Source organism: Polaribacter aquimarinus (assembly GCF_003129485.1).
Classification (GTDB): Bacteria; Bacteroidota; Bacteroidia; order Flavobacteriales; family Flavobacteriaceae; genus Polaribacter; species Polaribacter aquimarinus.
Genome location: NZ_QFFG01000001.1, coordinates 761,515 through 780,597, shown reverse-complemented (window position 1 = coordinate 780,597; position 19,083 = coordinate 761,515). Strand labels below are relative to the sequence as shown.

General features: G+C 31.0%; 19 protein-coding genes. 6 read left to right on the top strand and 13 right to left on the bottom strand.

The genetic code is table 11. From position 1 onward, the window contains the following. Window positions 1–5: 5 nt before the first annotated feature. Together DIS07_RS03170 and DIS07_RS03165 are read right to left on the bottom strand one after the other, a co-directional pair. On the bottom strand, window positions 6–1,628 hold the full coding sequence (locus tag DIS07_RS03170; RefSeq protein WP_109403762.1) for a 4Fe-4S binding protein: 1,623 nt from the start codon (window positions 1,626–1,628) through the stop codon (window positions 6–8). 7 nt (window positions 1,629–1,635) lie between these two features. After that, entirely contained in the window at window positions 1,636–2,985 is a 1,350-nt protein-coding gene (locus tag DIS07_RS03165) for an NAD(P)/FAD-dependent oxidoreductase (protein WP_109403761.1), read from the bottom strand. 172 nt (window positions 2,986–3,157) lie between these two features. Between DIS07_RS03165 and DIS07_RS03160 the strand changes: the two genes are divergently transcribed. The 6 genes from DIS07_RS03160 to DIS07_RS03135 all read left to right on the top strand — a co-directional run bounded on the left by DIS07_RS03160 (window position 3,158) and on the right by DIS07_RS03135 (window position 9,533). Beyond that, a complete protein-coding gene (locus DIS07_RS03160) occupies window positions 3,158–4,108 on the top strand; it encodes a hypothetical protein (protein ID WP_109403760.1) in 951 nt (316 codons plus the stop codon). Window positions 4,109–4,134: 26 nt separating this feature from the next. After that, window positions 4,135–5,142 carry a glycoside hydrolase family 113 gene (locus DIS07_RS03155; protein ID WP_181374520.1) on the top strand — a complete coding sequence of 336 codons (1,008 nt, stop codon included), beginning with the start codon at window positions 4,135–4,137 and terminating at the stop codon, window positions 5,140–5,142. 80 nt (window positions 5,143–5,222) lie between these two features. Next, the gene (locus tag DIS07_RS03150) at window positions 5,223–6,056 is read left to right on the top strand and encodes a universal stress protein (RefSeq protein ID WP_109403758.1); all 834 of its coding nucleotides are present in this window, start codon (window positions 5,223–5,225) and stop codon (window positions 6,054–6,056) included. 8 nt (window positions 6,057–6,064) lie between these two features. Next, window positions 6,065–7,471, top strand: a complete 1,407-nt coding sequence (locus tag DIS07_RS03145) for a hypothetical protein (RefSeq protein WP_109403757.1) — start codon at window positions 6,065–6,067, stop codon at window positions 7,469–7,471. After that, entirely contained in the window at window positions 7,471–8,745 is a 1,275-nt protein-coding gene (locus DIS07_RS03140) for a BamA/TamA family outer membrane protein (protein WP_109403756.1), read from the top strand. The genes DIS07_RS03145 and DIS07_RS03140 overlap by 1 nt, the downstream gene beginning before the upstream one ends. Before the next feature lie 56 nt (window positions 8,746–8,801). Next, window positions 8,802–9,533 carry a metallophosphoesterase family protein gene (locus tag DIS07_RS03135; RefSeq protein WP_109403755.1) on the top strand — a complete coding sequence of 244 codons (732 nt, stop codon included), beginning with the start codon at window positions 8,802–8,804 and terminating at the stop codon, window positions 9,531–9,533. 306 nt (window positions 9,534–9,839) lie between these two features. Here DIS07_RS03135 and DIS07_RS03130 read toward each other — a convergent pair whose 3' ends face one another. From DIS07_RS03130 to DIS07_RS03080, 11 genes are all read right to left on the bottom strand, one after another. After that, window positions 9,840–11,351, bottom strand: coding sequence for a hypothetical protein (locus DIS07_RS03130; RefSeq protein ID WP_146190700.1), 1,512 nt, complete (start codon window positions 11,349–11,351; stop codon window positions 9,840–9,842). 57 nt (window positions 11,352–11,408) lie between these two features. Further along, on the bottom strand, window positions 11,409–12,239 hold the full coding sequence (locus tag DIS07_RS03125; RefSeq protein ID WP_235869081.1) for a 3'(2'),5'-bisphosphate nucleotidase CysQ family protein: 831 nt from the start codon (window positions 12,237–12,239) through the stop codon (window positions 11,409–11,411). Beyond that, window positions 12,239–13,186 carry an oxidoreductase family protein gene (locus tag DIS07_RS03120; protein WP_109403753.1) on the bottom strand — a complete coding sequence of 316 codons (948 nt, stop codon included), beginning with the start codon at window positions 13,184–13,186 and terminating at the stop codon, window positions 12,239–12,241. Before DIS07_RS03120 ends, DIS07_RS03125 begins: the two co-directional genes overlap by 1 nt. A gap of 53 nt (window positions 13,187–13,239) precedes the next feature. After that, window positions 13,240–13,803, bottom strand: a complete 564-nt coding sequence (locus DIS07_RS03115; RefSeq protein WP_109403752.1) for a transposase — start codon at window positions 13,801–13,803, stop codon at window positions 13,240–13,242. Between the two features lie 49 nt (window positions 13,804–13,852). Continuing rightward, window positions 13,853–14,671: a purine-nucleoside phosphorylase gene (locus tag DIS07_RS03110; protein ID WP_109403751.1), complete on the bottom strand. Its 819-nt coding sequence runs from the start codon at window positions 14,669–14,671 to the stop codon at window positions 13,853–13,855. Then, window positions 14,672–15,373 carry a T9SS type A sorting domain-containing protein gene (locus DIS07_RS03105; protein WP_109403750.1) on the bottom strand — a complete coding sequence of 234 codons (702 nt, stop codon included), beginning with the start codon at window positions 15,371–15,373 and terminating at the stop codon, window positions 14,672–14,674. It abuts the gene before it with no gap. A gap of 6 nt (window positions 15,374–15,379) precedes the next feature. Then, window positions 15,380–16,006, bottom strand: a complete 627-nt coding sequence (locus DIS07_RS03100; RefSeq protein ID WP_109403749.1) for a TIGR04282 family arsenosugar biosynthesis glycosyltransferase — start codon at window positions 16,004–16,006, stop codon at window positions 15,380–15,382. 60 nt (window positions 16,007–16,066) lie between these two features. Further along, window positions 16,067–16,558 carry a rhodanese-like domain-containing protein gene (locus DIS07_RS03095; protein ID WP_109403748.1) on the bottom strand — a complete coding sequence of 164 codons (492 nt, stop codon included), beginning with the start codon at window positions 16,556–16,558 and terminating at the stop codon, window positions 16,067–16,069. A 59-nt stretch (window positions 16,559–16,617) separates the two neighbouring features. Next, window positions 16,618–17,586, bottom strand: coding sequence for an arsenosugar biosynthesis arsenite methyltransferase ArsM (arsM, locus tag DIS07_RS03090; protein WP_109403747.1), 969 nt, complete (start codon window positions 17,584–17,586; stop codon window positions 16,618–16,620). A gap of 14 nt (window positions 17,587–17,600) precedes the next feature. After that, entirely contained in the window at window positions 17,601–18,656 is a 1,056-nt protein-coding gene (gene arsS, locus DIS07_RS03085; protein ID WP_109403746.1) for an arsenosugar biosynthesis radical SAM (seleno)protein ArsS, read from the bottom strand. An 82-nt stretch (window positions 18,657–18,738) separates the two neighbouring features. Then, window positions 18,739–19,074, bottom strand: a complete 336-nt coding sequence (locus tag DIS07_RS03080) for an arsenosugar biosynthesis-associated peroxidase-like protein (RefSeq protein ID WP_109403745.1) — start codon at window positions 19,072–19,074, stop codon at window positions 18,739–18,741. Window positions 19,075–19,083 lie beyond the last annotated feature (9 nt).

Sequence of the window (19,083 nt, the reverse complement as noted above, 5' to 3'; positions counted from 1 at the left end):
GTTTACTATTTTTTATTTACAAGTTGCATTAAATCAACATCATTTCCTAATAATACCTCTGTAGGATTTATTCTACCTTCTTCTGGACCATTTTCTAATTTTAAAACTCCTCTTGGACAAACCGCAGAACAAACTCCACAACCAACACAACTAGAGCGCACAATATTTTCTCCTTTTTGCGCATAAGCTCTAACATCAATTCCTTGTTCACAATAAGTAGAGCAATTTCCACATGAAATACATTGTCCACCATTAGTAGTAATTCTAAAACGCGATTTAAAACGTTGAACTAAACCTAAATAAGCGGCTAATGGACAACCGAAACGACACCAAACTCTATTTCCGAAAATTGGATAAAAGCCAGTACCAATTACACCTGCAAACCACGCACCAATTAAGAAACTGTAGGTGTCTTTTATCCATTGAGATTTAATTCCGATAAATGATTCTGCCCCTGAAAAATAACAATAGAGTGTAACCAAAGTCATTACTAAAGAAAAAACTAAAACAGCATGGATTAACCAACGTTCTAATTTCCATGCATTCAGGCTTTTATTTGAATGTTGTCTGTAAGGGTCTCCTAAAGTTTCAGCTAATCCACCACAACCACACACCCAAGAACAGTACCATCTTTTTCCAAAGAAATACACCATTACAGGAACAATCACAAGTGTTAAAATAACACCCCAAACTAAGATAAAAATTCCTATTCCGCCACTATTACGTAAACTGTCTAAGTTCCATTCGAAGAAAAAATCATAATCTAAAGGAAATGCATTTTTAAAATCGTAACCAGGCATATTTAAACTAGTCATAATTTCTGGAATTAAGAAAGCAAATACAATTTGGAAAAATAGAACAGAAATTGTTCTTACTATTTGATATTTATTATGTCTGTATTTGATAAACATTCTTGTACCCATTACTAACATAATTGTACAGTATAGAAAACCATATACAAACCACTGAGAGGCATCACCACCATTTAAAAAGTTGCTAATAGGATCTAAGATATAGGTCCAATTTACAGCATAATCTGGCATAAAATACAGAACTAAATAAAAAGTAACTAGGTAAATTAAAACCAACCATGCAATCCAACCTCTATTGGTTGCCGATTCTAAATAAATACCATCGTTTTTAATACCGGGTTTTCCTAATAAAATTAGATTTGGAAGAATAAATAAAAGTGCGCCAATAATACCTAAACCAAAGGTTAAAAACCATGTTAAACCTGCATTGTCTTTTACAAAACCTTTTCCAGCTTTTTTTGCAATTTCGTAGCTAAGTGTATGGGGTTTTCCATAGATTTTATATTGATATTGTTCTCCCTTTTTGTCCCAATTTTTTTCAGCATCGTATTTTGCAATTTGTTGGTCATAAAAGTAGTTAGAAGTTTTGTAAGCATTTCTTACGTTACTTGAAAATTCGAAAATATTTAAAGTTTCATCGGTTACTACTGCCTTTTGTAATTGCCCTTTAATAATATCGCTCTTATATCCTTTTTCTTGAATAAAAGCATCCAATTCTGATTGTGTTAAGCGAAACGTTCCAGAAAAAAGTGTTCCTGTAAAAATGGCCAATCCTAATAAGAAAATTACTAAGCCAGAGTATTTTATTGTTTTCATCATCTTTTTAAACTTTAGCAAAAATTCGTTTCCAATTTTTCTTTTTTAACTGAATAGTAGTGTTGTTTTCTTTGTTGAATTTATCAACAATTTCAGCTTCATGTAATGTGTAAAATTCAGGATCAAAATTTGCATCAGCTAAATATTCTAACACATGTTCTACAGTTCTTTTTTCAGAAAGCCATTTGTCAAAAATTTCATGACGCATACGAATTCCAAAAGTATTAATTCCAAGAAATAAACGTGAATTTGTATCAAAAGAAATGGTAATGCATTTATAATCTTTTGGGTGTCTCCATTGAAAATATTCTTCATTATCTTTTTTTCCTCGTTCACTAAAGACCCAACCATAGGTTTGATATTCGATATCTAAAAACTTTGCTGAATTAAACCAATGCCCAGGTTTATATTCGGTTTTATTGTTACAAATGGTTTGTGCTAATGTTTCTCCCATCATTCGGCCAGTATACCAAACTGCTTCTATATTTCTGCGAAGACCAATAGCTTCTTGTTGCTCTGCACAATCTCCAATCGCATAAATATCTTTAATATTAGTTTCTAAAAAGCGATTAACCAAAACACCGCGATTTGTTTTTATTTTACTATCTTTTAAAAAATCTATATTTGGAGAAACACCAGCAGTTAAACCAACTACGTTGCAAAAAATTTCTTCACCAGTTTCTTCTATGATTACTGATTTTACTTTACCAGTTTCATCAGCTCTTATTTCTCTTAGATTAGTGCTTAATCGTAAATCGATATGATGCTCTTTAATATGTTCGTTAATCATTTCCGATTCTTGTGCCGGTAAAACCCCATTCCAAAAACTAGATTCACGAACTAAAAAAGTAACAGGAATCTTTCTGCTTCTTAACATTTCTGCCAACTCAATTCCAATTAATCCACCACCAACAATTACAGCTCTTTTACAAGTTTTGTTATCGGGTGCATATTTTTCTAGTTTTTCTAGATCTTGTTTATGATACATTCCCATAACACCAATTAAATCTTGTCCTGGCCATCCAAATTTATTAGGTTTCGAACCTGTAGCAATCACCAATTTGTCATAAGAAAGTTTTTCTCCATTAGAAAATTCTAGTATTTTTTCATCCGAATTAACATTTCCTACAAAACCTTCTTTTATATCTATCTTGTTCTTTTCCCAAAACCAACTTTCATAAGGTTGTGTGTGCTCAAACTTCATATGCCCCATGTAAACATACATTAAAGCAGTTCTTGAAAAAAAGTATTTAGTTTCTCCAGATATAAGGGTTATTTTTTTGTCAGAGTTTTTTCTGATGTGTCTTGCAGTGGTAACTCCTGAAATTCCGTTACCAATTATTACAATATGCTCCATAGTTAATCGATTGATGACATTTATGTCGAAGTTAAAGTTAAGAACTTAACAAAGAAAAATAATTTAGAATTAGTTTAAATAATAAAATTTTTAAAATTTTGTAAGTAGTTTTACAATGTTTAGACTGATGTTGTAATTAAATGATAATTCAAAATATTACAAATTACATAAAATGAAACATAATTTTTTTAAAATCGCTTTTACACTTTTCTTAATTGTTAGTTTACAATCTTATGGACAAGATGATACTACTAATAAAGATAAAAGTAATATTCAAACTTACACACCTTCTAAACTTTTGGACAAGGGACAATGGGATATTAAGTTTTTTAATAATTTATATACAGAAACTAAAGATTTATTTGGACCTAATGGTACCAAGAGAACTAAACCAAGAGAAAGCTTTTTAACATCTACAATTGATGTTTTTACAGGAGTTTCTGAAAATAGTAGCTTTAATATTGGTTTACTTTTAGAATTTAGATCTAATGTAATTGCGGGTAGAAGTGCTTTAGACGTGTTTTCTTTTGATGGAGAGATAGGATCAGCCCGTTCTGGTTTCACTTCTTTTGCACCGGCTATAAAGTTTAACCCTATTAGTAATGTTGGTAATTTTACAATTCAATCTGCTTTTCATATACCTCTAGTTGATCAAGAAACAGAAGATGGATTAAAAGATGCTAACGGAAATACAGTTAGAAATGCAGTTTTTTTAGATCAAAAAGGATATACTTTTCAGAATCGTTTTTTTTATGATTATACGCTACCCAGCGGAAATTGGCAATTGTTTACAGAGTTAAATACAGAATATCATTTTGGTAAAAAACCAGTTGAAGACAATAACGGAAATAGAATTGAAGGGAGTTTTGCAAACAATACTTTTGTGCTAGCACCGGGCGTTTTTATGAGTTATTTTCCAAGTGATAAATCTACCGTTTTAGGTTTTGTACAACATTTTCAGCGTTTTGGAGATTTTGCACAAGATTTCACGTCATTAGGTTTTGGTGGAAAATACCAGCTAACTGAAGTATTAAACTTAGAAGTTTTATACAGTAAATTTGTAAGAGGAAATGATACAGGTTTAGGACAAAGTTTTAACATTGGTTTAAGAGCATTGTTTTAACAAAAACTTATTTTAGGAGTTCGATTATGAAAACATATAAACTCCTTTTTTTATTGCTGATTTTTATTCAAATATCTTGCAATAGTCAGCACAAGAAAATAAACGGAATTAGTTTTGTAGCATCAAGAGATACTATAAATACAAATCATATTTCACCTGTACTAAAGGCGCAAAGCAATTATGTTGCTTTGATGCCTTTTGGTTTTATTAGACAATTATCATCACCAAAAATCATTCATAATACTAGCAGACAATGGTTTGGAGAAACCGAAAGAGGATTGTTACAGTATGCTAAAACTTTTCAAAATAAAAAGGTTAAAATTATGGTGAAACCTCAAATTTGGGTTTGGAAAGGAGAATACACTGGGTTGATAGAAATGAAAACAGAAGCAGAATGGAAAGTATTAGAAGATTCATATGCTTCGTTTATTTTAACCTATGCAAAAGCAGCACAAAAAATTAAAGCAGATATTTTATGTATAGGTACAGAATTGGAAAAATTTGTGCTAAAAAGACCAAAATATTGGAAAGAATTAATTGCTAAAATTAGAAAAGTTTATAGAGGAAAACTAACTTATGCTGCCAACTGGGATGAGTTTAAAAGGGTTACTTTTTGGGGCGATTTAGATTATATTGGCATTGATGCCTATTTTCCTTTAAGTGATAAAAAATCGCCTACAATTCACGAATTAGATGAAGGTTGGCAACCTCATAAAAAAGAAATTATTAGAATTCAAAACCAATATCAAAAGAAAATAGTATTTACTGAATATGGGTATAGAAGTGTAGATTATAATGCTAAAGAACCATGGAATTACAACAAAAACTCGGGAGAAGTTAATTTACAAGCTCAGGTAAATGGTTTAGAAGTAATTCATAAACAATTTTGGAAAGAAGATTGGTTTGCTGGTGGGTTTTTATGGAAATGGTTTTACGCTCATGAAAAAGTAGGAGGGCTCAAAAACAATATGTTTACACCGCAAAATAAACCTGCTGAGATAACCTTAAGGAAATTACATTTACAAAATGATTAAGTTTTAAAACATGATAAAAGTCTTAAAAAACTACAAAACAGCTTGTTAAATTTGTAAGTGTAACACTAAAACCTATAATTATGAAAAAAATTATTGTTCCAGTAGACTTTTCAAATCATTCTGAATACGCCTTAAAAACAGCAGCTTCTATTGCTAAGAATAACGATGCAACTATTTATGCATTACATATGTTAGATATTCATGAAGTAACTTTAACAGAAAGTGAATTCTACCAGCAAGAGAAAGCCGTTTTTTTCTTAAAATTAGCAGAAAAAAAGTTTAAGGATTTTTTAAAGAAAGATTTTTTAAAAGAAGTAAAAATAGTACCTGTTATTAAGCATTATAAAGTTTTTAGCGAAGTAAATGCAATTGCTAAAGAAGTTGGTGCAGATTTAATTGTTATGGGGTCTCATGGAGCTAGCGGGTTAAAAGAATTTTTTGTCGGGTCTAATACAGAAAAAGTAGTAAGATATTCAGAATTACCTGTTTTAGTTATTAAAAATGAAATGCTGAATACAGACTTTTCTGACATCGTTGTAGCCACCGATTTTTCTGAAGAGAGCATTCCAGCGTTTAAAAGAATGTTAAAAACTGTTGATTTTTTAAATGCTAGAAAACATATTTTGTATGTAAATTTACCAAATGAAGATTTTAAGACCACTTCTGAAATGGAAACATTAGCTGCTGATTTTTTTATGGAAGTAGAAGGGAATACAGACCGTCTAATTAACGTAAATTATGTTTGTGATAGGTCTATCGAAAAAGGAATCTTAAATTTTTCTAATGCAGTTGGGGCAGATTTAATTTCAGTGATAACGCATGGTAGAAAAGGATTATCTCATATTTTTGCAGGAAGCATTGCAGAAGATATTACCAATCATTCTACCTTGCCCATTATGACCTTTAAAATTTAAAATGATAAATGAAAGTTAAAACTTTATTGTATTTATGTATAACTTCTTTTTTAATGTTCTCTTGTGCAGAAGATAACGATGTAACAGTTCCTAGAAATTTACAAGAATATATAAATACAAGTTTTAACAATAACGAATTTGGAGAGGTTATAGCCTGTGCAGCTAGTGCTAATGCAAACACCAATTTAGCATATATATTTTATTATCCCGTAGAAGGAGCATCAGACTTTAGATATTATGAAGCAGATAGTTTAAATGTAGATCCTAATGTGTTTTCTAATTATAGAAGAAATTCTTTAGCAATCGAAGATGTTTTTGGCGGAAAGTTGCAGCGTTTTTCGAGACCCGGTGCAACAGAAAATTGGTGTTTAGTTACTTATGTTGTTAATGGTAAATTGCATAAATCTAACCCTATTCGATTAAAAAACACATCGAAAACTACTTCATGGACCGACAAGGTTACCATTGATTACACAACGAGTTTAGAACCAAAATTTACGTGGACCGATAATGCTGTTGGAGATAATGATATTTATTTTCAAGTAATTTCAGAAACAGAAGAAAATACATTTTTATCAGGTACTTATACAAAAGAGAATACTTTTCAATATTACAATACGGCTAATGTGGTGTTAAATATCAATGAAGATAAAACTCCTCCAGCTTTAGAAATAGACAAAGAGTATCAATTTACCATGATGGATGTAAGTTCAGATAATTGGGTGAATTTGGTTATTGAAGAAAAATTTATTCCTGGAAATTTACAAGAATTTCTAGATAAAAATGATGTTGATACTTCACAGAAAATAACGGCATTTGCCTCAAGTGCTAATGGCAATCAGAATTTGTCTTACATTTATTATTACCCTTTAACGAATGCAAGAGACTTTAGATATTACGAAACAGAGGGTACGTCAGTAAATAAAGATGATTTTTCGAATTATAGAAGAAAAATTTTAACCGATGCTACGGCATTTGGAACAAAATTAAGAAGGTTTTCTAGAACTGATGATGAAGAAAATTGGTGTATCGTAACCTACGAAATTGATAAGAAAATTTATACCTCTAATCCCATAAGGATTAAAAATGTTACACAACCTACCCAATATGAAAAGGAAGTTGACATCAATCAAAATGAATCTTTAAAACCAACATTTACTTGGACAGATTTTGGAATAACAAATAATGCACTTTATTTTCAGGTAATTACAGATAATACCAACGCATTTGTATCGGGTATTTTTACAAAAGAAAAAACCTTTACTTATTACAATACTACCAATACTGTTTCTAACATAAACACAGAAACACCGCCAGATTTAGTTTTAAACGATGAATATAAATTCACTTTATTAGGTATTAGTAGCGAAAATTGGGTAAATTTAGTGATTGAAGATACATTTGAAGTTGAATAATGGCTTATAAAAACCTTCTTTTTTTTCTATTTTTCTGTTTTGCAACCTCGTTTTATGGTCAAAAAGAATTCATTGCAGATGTAAAAATTCAAGGAGCAGAAAAAACACGAATTGCTTTTATCAAATCAATTTTAACCACTAAAAAAGGAAATGTTTTAGACTCTCTTTCTTTAGAAAAAGACATTGTGCTTTTAAAAAGGTTACCAGCAATAAGTCATGCCTATTATCAAGTATTTCATTCTCATGAGAATGCTTACAATGTGTTTATTAATATAGAAGAGAATTTTACCCTAATTCCTGAAGTGAATATTTGGACCACCACAAACAACGTTTTTTCTTATAAATTAGGTGTTTACGATTATAATTTTTTAGGAAGGAATATCACTTTTGGTGGGTATTATCAATTTAATGGGTTTGATTCATATGCTATCAATTTTAAAGCAGAGAATTTATTATCGAAAAAGTGGGGATTAGCAGTCAATCATCAAAACTGGAAAAGCGAAGAGCCTTTGTATTTTGGAGATAAAACAGCGAATTATTTATACAATAATGTTTCTTTTGAAGTATTGGCTTTATATCAAATTAATTTAGAGCATCAAATAGATTTTGGTGTAAACCTGTTCTCTGAAAAATACAGTTATATATCTGGAGCTACAGATCCATCCATTCCACAGAATTTAGATTTAAATAAAGCACTTTTAAAATTTGTGTATTTGTATAATACTTTAGATTATTACTATCAATATGTTAATGGATTTAAAAGTCAGTTGTTTGTACAATATGTGGTCACAGAAAACGATTTTCAAAACGATTTTTTTATTGCTTGGAACGACTTTTTCTATTATAAACGTTTGGGAGAAAAAGGAAATTGGGCTAATAGATTGCGTTTTGGTTTATCTTCTAACGCAGAAACCCCTTTTGCACCATTTGCTTTAGATAATAATGTGAATTTAAGAGGAGTTGGAATTTTAGTAGATAGAGGTACAGGAAGTTTTGTTTTTAATTCTGAATATAGACATACAATTTTTGATAAAAAATGGTTGGCAATTCAATCCAATGTATTTACAGATTTTGGTTCTTGGAGAAATCCAGGAGGGAAATTGAACGATTTTTTTCAAAATAAAAACTTAAAATTGTATTCAGGAGTTGGACTCCGATTTATTAGCAAAAAAATATACAATGCTACGTTTAGAATCGATTATGGGTTTAGTTTACTTAATCGTAAAAATGGTTCTAAAGGCGGATTGGTTTTTGGAATAGGTCAATATTTTTAAAAAAACAACTTCACTTTTTTAAAATTAACACTTAGTTTTGCTGAAAAATAAATTCAATGAGAACTTTTGCAATTGGTGATATTCATGGAGGCTTAAAAGCCTTACTTCAAGTATTAAATCAATTAGAAATTAGAGAAGAAGATAAAATTATCTTTATGGGTGACTATGTAGATGGTTGGAGTGAATCGGCCCAAGTTGTTCAGTTTTTAATGGATTTTTCTCAAAAATTCGAATGTATTTTTATAAAAGGGAATCATGATGTTTGGTGTCAGAATTGGCTAAAAAATGTGAATGATGTCAATCCTTCTTGGTTTCTGCACGGAGGTAAAGAGACCATGGAGAGTTACGAAGGTTATTCTGTAGAAGAAAAAAAGCAGCACTTAATTTTCTTCGAAAACATGCCTATGTATCATTTGGATGAAAAAAACAGATTGTTTTTACATGCTGGATTTACCTCGATGCATGGAGTAGAAAAAGAAACGTTTACGCATAAGTTTTGCACCGATAGAACTTTATGGGAAATGGCTTTGGTTATGGATAAAAAAATTGGTTTAGACCATGATTTATATCCAAAAAGACTAAAACATTATAGAGAAATTTACATTGGTCACACACCTACCACAAACTATGGAGAATCTGAACCAATGAATGCGATTAATGTTTGGAATATTGATACGGGTGCCGCTTTTAAAGGAAAAGTAACCGGAATGAATATTGATTCAAAAGCCTTTTTTCAAAGCGATGATTTACCTGCTTTATACCCGAATGAAAAAGGAAGGAATAAGTAGGTTGGTTTGTTGTTGGAAGTTTGAAGAAGGAAGTTGGGAGTTGGAAGTTGGGAGTTGGAAGAATGAAGTTGGAAGTTGGCTTTTCATTGCGAAGAGGAACGACGTGACAATCTCTTGATTTTACAGGTTAAGTTCTTGATACAATTTTTTCATCCTTCAAAAATCACTCGAACCGACGATAACTATTTTTTATTTAAAGGACACAATTCTTGCCCAATAAAATCTTCATCACCTTCAAAATCGATTGTTTCATATAATTCCAATAATCGGAATATGAGCTTTTTATGATGTTTAGTTATTTATTCATTATAATTTAACTTTTAATAATTGCTTTCTCATATTGCCTTGCCCCAAATTGAACAATAAATTATTCGATTTAACAGTTTTCCCTGCTTTAAATATGATTTTAGCATCTTTATTAGAAAAGATGATATTTGTAGAAATTATACCTTCTTCATTAATATTAAAATTATAGAAATTCGTTTTTGAAAATCTTTTATCTTGTTTTACTAAAATGCTTTCTTTTTTTTCATTGACATAGCCATTCAAAAGTATATTCATCTTGTTATCAGATAAATAAGGAAAAATTGAAGAATCTGACTTGTTAGATTTTGATAATGTTTTTTCAGTTAACTTAAAATATAAAACCTTATCCCAATTTAATTTTCCGTTTGAATTTATTTTACAAATTAATAGATCATCATAAAGTTTGTATTTTACATTTATTGGGTAGTATGTAATAAAAACTGAAGTACTAATTTGAGCTGTAACTCCTACCAAAGGAATTGAAACTTTTCTTATTCTATAAAATTGACCAATCAAATAAATGTTTAAGTTATCATCAATAAAAATGTCCTTAATGTCTATACTTCTGTTTTTATTAAAAAAACCTTTAAAATAGTTGCTAACTTTAGTGTTAGAAAACACATTTTGCTTTTGGTAAGAAACAGAAAATGATTTTAAATCTATTTTATAATTTGTAACTCCTTCAAAACCACCTTTTCTTTTTTTAGAATAAAGTCCGCTAATAATAAATTGATTGCCTTTAATCTTAGAAGAAATTAACTCATAAATATCATTTTTTATAGGAATATTAAGTGTTTTGGTTTTGCTGTTATAAAGCTCAACTAACCTGTAAATTTTTTTATCTTTATTTAATGTTAAATTAAAAAGTAAATACACTTTGTCATTTAACTGAGAAGTATTTAAATACTTTGTAGATTTATGTGTAAGAGTTGAATCAGAATAAACTTCATATTTATTTAATTCTTCCAAACTTTCTGAGAATATTTTTACAAAAGCATAAGCTTTTTTGTCCTTTATAATAGGTATTGTTAATATGATTCTAGAGGAAAACTCTAAAGAAATATTAAAATCTTCTTCAAGAGATTTATAGAATTCTGGAGAAGTTTTTTTGTCGGATTTTAATACAGTTTTCTGAATTAAATTTTTACTATGAATATCTATTATATCAAATCTTAAAGAAAATTGGTTATCAAATTCTTCTTTAATAAATATTAAGACTTTTTCATTTTTGATAAATACATTTAAAATTTTAATTTTATTTATATTTTTAATTTCAATTCGTTCAGTGAAATTTAATTTATCAAAAAATTCTATGAAATAATCGTGAATTACACCATTGTCTTTTTTAGGTCTAACAGAAATAAAATTACCTTTTTCATCACTTGTTGTGATTTCATTTTTATCCATTAAAAACAGACGATCTTTAATGATTTCGCCTTTTTCAATGGTAGTGTTTTGCGAGAATATATTTAGACAAATAAAAACTGAAACAAAAAGTAGGAATTTATTCATTGCACACAAATTTACAAAAAGCAGTTAGCTTTTAAATGAAATAAAAGCTTATAATTATCAGTCACTTTTAAAACTAGCATAACATATTCCCAGTTGATTCATAAAAGTACTTTCTTTTGCGTTTAAACCTAAGGTTTCGCCAGTAAAATTGGTGGCTTGTAAACCTAATTCCTTAAAAATACAAACAGTCGCAGCAAAGTCCCAAAGGCTGCCTCCGCCTTGTTCTTCTTTGGGAAGTTTTAGCAGTAAGGCAGGAGTGTTTTCAGCAACCAACATAGCATTTAGCACAGAGCCAGCTCCAGAAATTTCTTGATAACCTTGCAATCCTAATTCTTTTACTTTTTTATGTAAAATGTCTTTTATTTTATCTTGATTTGGCGAGTTAGACAATGTTTTGTCTGTTACATAAGTCAAAAAACTTTTAGGTTGTGTCAATTGCCAAGGTTTACCGTTTTTAAAAGCACCTTTATCTTTGATGGCGGTGTATATAGTATTTGTGCTTGGGTTGTAAACCACACCAATATATGGAATGCCTTCTTTAGAAACCAAGGCAATGGCAACCGAAAATCCAGGGTGTTTATTGATAAAGGCTAAAGTACCATCCATAGGGTCTACACACCAAAAATAGTCTTTTTCAAATCGGCTTTGGTTGTCTTCTGTTTCTTCGGTTAACAATCCCAAATCATAAGTTGTACAAGTCGGAATTAGGTGTTCTAAAATAATGTGTTCACATGCTGTATCAACTTTAGTAACCACTAGTGAGGCCAAAGTGTTTCCGCCAATTTTTGTAGCTACATCAATATCTTTATCGATGTATTTTTGAATGATTTTTCCGGCAGCAAGAGCAGCTTCAATAGCGATGTTGGTAAGGTGTTGAAAATCAATCATTATAAATTTTGAATTACAGATTGCGTGATTCGTTCACTATAACTATTAATTTTCCAATGTCCAGGACTCCATCCTTTTAAAAAACGATGAAAATCTGCCCAAGCTACGTGATACAAAGCGCGCCATTCCTTTTCTAAAGCTTCGTTTTTGCTTCCTGATGCTTGATGTAAATAACCAAAATAAGTGTCTAAAATTTGAGTTTCTAAACGCTCACAGTCTTCTTCGTACAAACAACTCCCAACAAAGTAGGCAACGTCTTTCATTCCGCAACCACCACCTACATATTGAAAATCGACACTAGCCACTTTTCCGTCTTCAGCAAAACAAAAGTTTGCCAATTTTGCATCCCCATGTACTAAGGTTTTGAATTGGCAATTGTTTAATTGGGTATCAATTTTTGAGGCTGCTTCTTTAAGTGAAATATCACTTAACACTTCCATTTCTTGAGGTCTGGTTGCTAAATGCCAATACGTACCTGTTTCCCAAAGCCCTTTCGGAACTTTGCCTAAATAGCTTGCATGAAACTTTGCCAACCATTCTAAACAGATTTCAATATCTTTCCATGCAACAGCACTTTTCCGAATCGGAAAACCAGCCGCATCTAAATCTTCTAAAATAATGAGCACTTCGTCCTCTTTTTGTGTTACTCCAAAGCATTTTGGCAAACGAGCAGAACTTTTATGGCTATAATTTTGATACCAGTTGGTTTCTACTTGATAAGACTTTAGTTTTCGTTGATGACCAATATCAGAATTCCAACCTCTTGGGTGATTTGTTTGTTTTGGTAACTGAACATTTTTAACCACAACACTTTCTGTTACACAACCCTTTAAAGCAACTCGTATTATTTTCCCATAACCACTCCACAAATTTTGAATGACTTCTTTTTCTTGTAGTGAAGATGCACCAGTTTTTTCTAAAATAAATGATTTGAAAAAGTTTTTCATATGTATAGCGCTATAAACCCTTCAGGTTTTCAAAACCTGAAGGGTTTGCTGTTTTATTCTAAGAATAGTTGCATATTTCTTTCATTGACAAATATTTTTCTTTGTAAATGTGTATCTGTAAAATTATCAATACCATCAAAATATTCTAATACAGTATTTCTTTGAATATGTGTTTCTTTTGACGAAATTATAGATTTATAAGATGAATATTTATAGTTATTAAAATCTTTGGAAATTTGATGATGTTCTGGGTTAAGATGTATGTATAGAATTAATGTTTTTAAATAATTTTCATCAGTTATTTTAATTCTTTTAAAAGGTTTTTCAAACAAGCTCCCTGTTCTATTGTATTTTTTATTCATTGCTTTTGTATAGGCGTTGAATAAATTAGAAAAATGTTGAGATGGATTATCAACAGTATCTTTAATTCTTAACAGGATGTGAAAATGGTTTTTAAGGAGACAATATGCATAAATTTCACAGATTGGTAACAGGTATTTTTTTATTAAAATCAAAAAATAATCATAGTTTTTTTCTTCATAAAAAATATCATCACCATTATTTCCTCTATTGTAAATATGATAATAATTATCAGTTAGAATCTTTTCAGTTTTCATTTTCTTTTTTAAGAGACCTTTCAGGTTTTTAAAACCTGAAAGGTCTTAATTACAACGATTTTATCACGCCCTTAAACAAAGCAATCATTTTAGGTTCGGCTTCACCAGCAATGGCAATAATTTCTCCAATGTCAACAGGTTGTAAATTTTTAGGATCGCATTCATCGGTCAAAACTGAAATGGCAGCACAAGGTAAGTTGAGTTGTTTCGCAACAATTACTTCTGGTACAGTGCTCATTCCCACTGCATCTGTTTCTAAAATTTGCAACATTCTGTATTCTGCTCTTGTTTCTAACTGCGGACCTAAAACACTTGCGTAAACTCCTGTATGTAATTGAATGTCTTGGTCTTTGGCAACTTGTATCATTTTATCGTTGATGCTTTTAGAATAAGGTTCTAACATATCCGCAAAAATATTACCAAAGGTATTAGCGCCTTGAAATGCTAAAGGAGAACTTCCTTGAAGATTAATGTGGTCTTCAATTAACATTAAATCTCCCTTTTCGTAATTTAGGTTTATTGCTCCTGCTGCATTAGAAATCAATAAATTTTCGATTCCTAAGCCATGCATAGTTCTTATTCCATAAGTAACTTCCCAAGCATTGTAACCTTCATACAAATGAAAACGACCAGACATTACAAGAACTTTTTTTCCTGATAATTCTCCATAAATCAATCTTCCAGAATGAAATTCAACTGTGGCTTTAGGAAAATATGGGATTTCAGCATACGCAATTTCTTTTTCAATTGAAATCTCATCCACTAATTTGCCTAATCCTGTGCCTAAAACAATTCCGATTTCAGGATTTGTAATTCCATTTTCTTTTAAAAAGGTGATGGTTTCTTGTAATTGATTTTTTTTATCCATTTATTGAATCACTAATTTTTTTGTCTTGGATTTTCCATCAACAGAAATTTTTACAATATAAATTCCTTTATGAAAAGAAGAAATGTCAATTGTTTTTTTGGTGATTTTAGGTTGATGTAAAACTTGTTTTCCTAAAGCATTAAAAATACGAATTTCAGCAGAAACACCATCAATATTTGAGATTTGAATTTTATCTTTTGCAGGGTTTGGATAGAATTCAATTTTATCAACAGGTAAAACTACTTTGCTCAAAACCGAACAGTTTGTGCTTGAAAATGGTGTAAATGTACCTACATCCCAAAAAGCGGTAAATTGAAGACAGAAGAAAAAAACAGTATCGTATTCTGAAATATCAACTCCATTAGGTATTGTTTGTGTATAATTTTGAGCGCCAGAAAAACCAACCAAGCCAAAGGAAATGTTTTCTAAATTTTCTGGGTTTAAACTTTTTAATTCTGCAATGGATTTTCCTTCAGATTTTATCAAATACAATCGAACATCTGGTCCAGTTGCAGTACTATAATTTCTAGCAAAATTAATGGTTATGGTGTTGTTGGTGTTTAGTGTAACAGAAATATCTCCAGAAACATTATAAGAAGGCGTAGAGGTGTTGTTTCCGAAATTGGATGCATTTTCAGAACATTGTGCATTGAATTGTAAAAAAGTAAAGCTTAAAAAAGCAGAAAGTAAAAGTGTTTTCATTGTAAATTATTTAGAATTGATGAACGTTTCCATAATTTCTGGAATATCGATGATATCTTCATATACATCTATGTCGTTCTTTTCTTCTAATAATTTCACTTTTTGATGAATTAAATCTTGTAAAGTAGCTTCTCTAACAGTTTCTGTTCCCCAATTTTTATTTTTGAATACGGACGTATGTAATTTTTTCATACCTAATAAATAATAACCACCATCTTTGGCAGGACCAAGGACTACATCGTTATTCTCTAATTCATCAAAAGCTTTATCGATATTTTTTGATGATAAATCGTATAAATCACTACCAATAATGAGCACTTTTTCATAGCCCGCATTAAATCCGTTAGTAAATGCATTTTGCATTCTGTTGCCTAAATTTTCTCCTTTTTGTTGGTGTTTTTGATAGAGGGATGCCTCCCAAATATCGTTGTCTCTAACTTTTACAGAATAATAAACAGCTTTATCTGCATTTACTTTGGAAGAAATATCGCGAGTTTTTTGGAGTAAGAATTTGTAAATTTCTAAAGCAGTTTTATCACCCACGGTTTTAGCTAAACGTGTTTTTGCTTTTCCTAATTCTGGGTTTCTCGTAAAGATGAGTAAGAGATTTCTCGAATGCGCTCGAAATGACATAAAATTTGTAATTTTCAACTAACAACTAACAACTAACAACTAACAACTAACAACTAACAACTAATACACCTTCTTTCCTTTCTTCAACCATTTGCCCCAGTCTTTGCTAAACGTATGTACTTTTTCAGTGGTGTTGCCTAAGGTATCTACTACTTGAAAATCGGCGTTTTTCCACTCAAAAATCCCACCATATAAATTGTATACGTTGGTGTATCCTGCTTGTATTAGTTTGTGGGCAACTGTTTCAGAGCGAATGCCTAAAGAACAATACACTACAATTTTTGCATTTTTATCTTCAGGTAATTTTGCAATGGTTTCTTTGAGTTTGAACTTGTCATACCCCACACAAATAGCATTTTTTAAATGACTGACTTCAAACTCTTTTTGTTCTCTTGCGTCTAATAAAATGGCATCAGTTTTGGGTAACGCTAACGTTTCTACAGACATATAAGGAACATTTCTTTTGTTCCATTTATTCAATAGTTTGTCTAACTTTTTTTGTCCAAAAGTTGTTGCGCTAACCACTAAAAAAAGTATCAAAAGTTTTTTCATATATACAAAAATAATGAGATTTCTCGACTTCGCTAGAAAGGACAATTAGCGATTAATAACTAGCAACACCCACCACCATCATAATGAAACGTTGAAGGAGAGAAGAAAATATCATCTCTACCTAAAGCTTGTAATGCAGCAGTAGTTTTATCGCAAATGGCTAAGGGTTGATTTTTTAACAAAACGTGCCCTAATCCATCATCAAAATAATCTTTATCACCATAATAAATAGCAGCTCTACCTGTAAAAATACAAGGTCCATCTTCTGGCATTGGATCTTTAATGGCTGCCACTTCAATAGATTCTATATAAATCAATTCGTCTGTTGGGTAATTCTTTGGGTCTAAAATTCGGTAAGGTTTTCTAGCTCTAATTTCAATCGTTCCAAAACCAGCATCTGTTAAGGCTTTTACATAATCTGCAATCGATAAAGAACCACTTAAACACAATGCTCGTAAACGTTCGTCATTACGTAATTCATCATTCATGGGTTGCTCACAAGTTGGGTCGCTCATCACCAAGCGTCCATGTGGTTTTAAAACACGGTACATTTCTGCAATGGCTTTCTTTAAATCATCAGATTTAAAAATATTGAACAAACAGTTTTGAGCAGCCACATCAATAGAATTACTTTCTACAGGTAAATCCATTGCATCACCTTTACGTAAATCTACAAACTCACTTTTAAACCAATCGTTTTGTTCTTCGGCAATTTTAAAGTTCTTACGAGAAGCTTCTAGCATTTCATCCACAACATCTAAACCAATAACTCCGCCTTTATTTCTGTTGAAATAGGCAAATTGGAGCAATTCCATTCCACCTCCAACACCCACATACAACATTTTAGGATTGTTGGTTAAATCACGAGCGTGCACTGTAGAGCCACATCCGTAATTCATCTCTTGCATAATTCTTGGGATTTTTAAACCAGGTAATTCCCAAATAGGATTTGTAGTGCAACATAACCCAACATCTGGTGTTAAGGCTGCTTCTTTATACACATTGTGTGTGGTTTCTAAATAACTCATTTTTATTTTTTTGATTAAGCGACAACACCTTGACAGCTGCTTCCTGCACCAGCAGTACAACCATAACAATGTTGATTGATAATTATATTTCTATTTTGTAAAATTTCTTCATTGTACTCAGAGATGTGTTTTACTTTGCTTGCTACTTTTAAATTTAGCATCTGATTGAAATCACAATCATACAAATTTCCATCCCAACTTACAGAAAGTGTGTTGGTACACATTACATTAGCTACAGCTGCAGGATTATAAGCTTCTACTAACGAATACATATAGTCTTCGTAATTTTCTGAAGCGATTAAATAATCTAAAAAACGACTGATAGGTAAATTGGTAATGGCAAATAAACTATGGAAATCGATATTAAAATCAGCTTTTAATGCTTTTTTAAAATCGGCTTCTAAAGCCATTTGATCTCCAGGTAAAAATGCACCTGAAGGATTGTATACCAAGTCTAGTTTTAAATCAGAATTTGGCATTCCATAACCTACTGCATTCAGTTCTTGTAAAGCTTTAATGGATTTGTCAAAAACACCATCTCCTCTTTGTTTGTCTGTTTTTCCACGCGTCCAATGCGGCATAGACGAAACTACGTGTACATTGTGTTTTTTGAAGAATTCTGGTAAGTCGTGGTATTTTTTATTCGCTCTGATGATAGTTAAATTAGAACGAACTATAAAATCTTTAATACCAGCTTTAGATGCTTCTTCTACAAACCATCTAAAATTAGGATTCATTTCTGGTGCGCCACCTGTTAAATCTAAAGTATGTGCTCCCGTATTTTTGATAACTTCCAAACACTGATGCATCGTGTCAAGCGTCATAATTTCCTTACGGTCTGGACCAGCATCTACGTGACAATGTTCACAAACTTGATTGCACATATAACCTAAATTGATTTGTAAAATCTCTAACTTTTTAGGACGTAAAGGAAACTGATTTGTCTCTTTAATTTTTGCTGCAAAAGTGGGTAATTCTCCGTCTGCGAAAATTCCGTTTGAAAGAATTTCCATTTGACGTGCTGTATTTGCAATATCGTTATTTCTTGCTTTTAAAGATTTTGTTGCCATATTTTAATTACGAATGTAGAATTATGAATTACGAATAATGAAAAGTATCTCATAATTCGTAATTGAAAATTCATAATTATTATTACATTTCAAGCTTATTCACCTTATTCATCATTTGTACTCCGTGAACCAAAGTAGCTCCACTTTTTATGGCTGCACCAACGTGAATGGCTTCCATCATTTCTTCTTTGGTAATACCTCTTTGCAAACCATCTTTAGAATAGGCATCTATACAATAAGGACATTGTTCTGTGTGTGCAACAGCTAAAGCAATTAAGCTCTTTTCGCGAGCGGTTAAAGCGCCTTCTTCAAACACTTTTCCATAATAATCAAAGAACTTGTTTCCAAGTTCTTCGCTCCATTCTGTTATTTTTCCGAATTTTCTTAAATCGGCAGCATCATAATATGATTTTGACATAAATCGATT

What these genes read in the sequence shown, in the direction of transcription:
- DIS07_RS03140 (WP_109403756.1), top strand. Translation starts at nt 7,471, where the DNA reads ATGGCTTATAAAAACCTTCTTTTTTTTCTATTTTTCTGTTTTGCAACC.
- DIS07_RS03145 (WP_109403757.1), top strand. Translation starts at nt 6,065, where the DNA reads ATGAAAGTTAAAACTTTATTGTATTTATGTATAACTTCTTTTTTAATG.
- DIS07_RS03135 (WP_109403755.1), top strand. Translation starts at nt 8,802, where the DNA reads ATGAGAACTTTTGCAATTGGTGATATTCATGGAGGCTTAAAAGCCTTA.
- DIS07_RS03170 (WP_109403762.1), bottom strand. Translation starts at nt 1,628, where the DNA reads ATGAAAACAATAAAATACTCTGGCTTAGTAATTTTCTTATTAGGATTG.
- DIS07_RS03160 (WP_109403760.1), top strand. Translation starts at nt 3,158, where the DNA reads ATGAAACATAATTTTTTTAAAATCGCTTTTACACTTTTCTTAATTGTT.
- DIS07_RS03155 (WP_181374520.1), top strand. Translation starts at nt 4,135, where the DNA reads ATGAAAACATATAAACTCCTTTTTTTATTGCTGATTTTTATTCAAATA.
- DIS07_RS03120 (WP_109403753.1), bottom strand. Translation starts at nt 13,186, where the DNA reads ATGAAAAACTTTTTCAAATCATTTATTTTAGAAAAAACTGGTGCATCT.
- DIS07_RS03115 (WP_109403752.1), bottom strand. Translation starts at nt 13,803, where the DNA reads ATGAAAACTGAAAAGATTCTAACTGATAATTATTATCATATTTACAAT.
- arsM (WP_109403747.1), bottom strand. Translation starts at nt 17,586, where the DNA reads ATGAGTTATTTAGAAACCACACACAATGTGTATAAAGAAGCAGCCTTA.
- DIS07_RS03100 (WP_109403749.1), bottom strand. Translation starts at nt 16,006, where the DNA reads ATGTCATTTCGAGCGCATTCGAGAAATCTCTTACTCATCTTTACGAGA.
- DIS07_RS03150 (WP_109403758.1), top strand. Translation starts at nt 5,223, where the DNA reads ATGAAAAAAATTATTGTTCCAGTAGACTTTTCAAATCATTCTGAATAC.
- DIS07_RS03165 (WP_109403761.1), bottom strand. Translation starts at nt 2,985, where the DNA reads ATGGAGCATATTGTAATAATTGGTAACGGAATTTCAGGAGTTACCACT.
- DIS07_RS03105 (WP_109403750.1), bottom strand. Translation starts at nt 15,373, where the DNA reads ATGAAAACACTTTTACTTTCTGCTTTTTTAAGCTTTACTTTTTTACAA.
- DIS07_RS03080 (WP_109403745.1), bottom strand. Translation starts at nt 19,074, where the DNA reads ATGTCAAAATCATATTATGATGCTGCCGATTTAAGAAAATTCGGAAAA.
- DIS07_RS03125 (WP_235869081.1), bottom strand. Translation starts at nt 12,239, where the DNA reads ATGATTGATTTTCAACACCTTACCAACATCGCTATTGAAGCTGCTCTT.
- DIS07_RS03110 (WP_109403751.1), bottom strand. Translation starts at nt 14,671, where the DNA reads ATGGATAAAAAAAATCAATTACAAGAAACCATCACCTTTTTAAAAGAA.
- DIS07_RS03130 (WP_146190700.1), bottom strand. Translation starts at nt 11,351, where the DNA reads ATGAATAAATTCCTACTTTTTGTTTCAGTTTTTATTTGTCTAAATATA.
- DIS07_RS03095 (WP_109403748.1), bottom strand. Translation starts at nt 16,558, where the DNA reads ATGAAAAAACTTTTGATACTTTTTTTAGTGGTTAGCGCAACAACTTTT.
- arsS (WP_109403746.1), bottom strand. Translation starts at nt 18,656, where the DNA reads ATGGCAACAAAATCTTTAAAAGCAAGAAATAACGATATTGCAAATACA.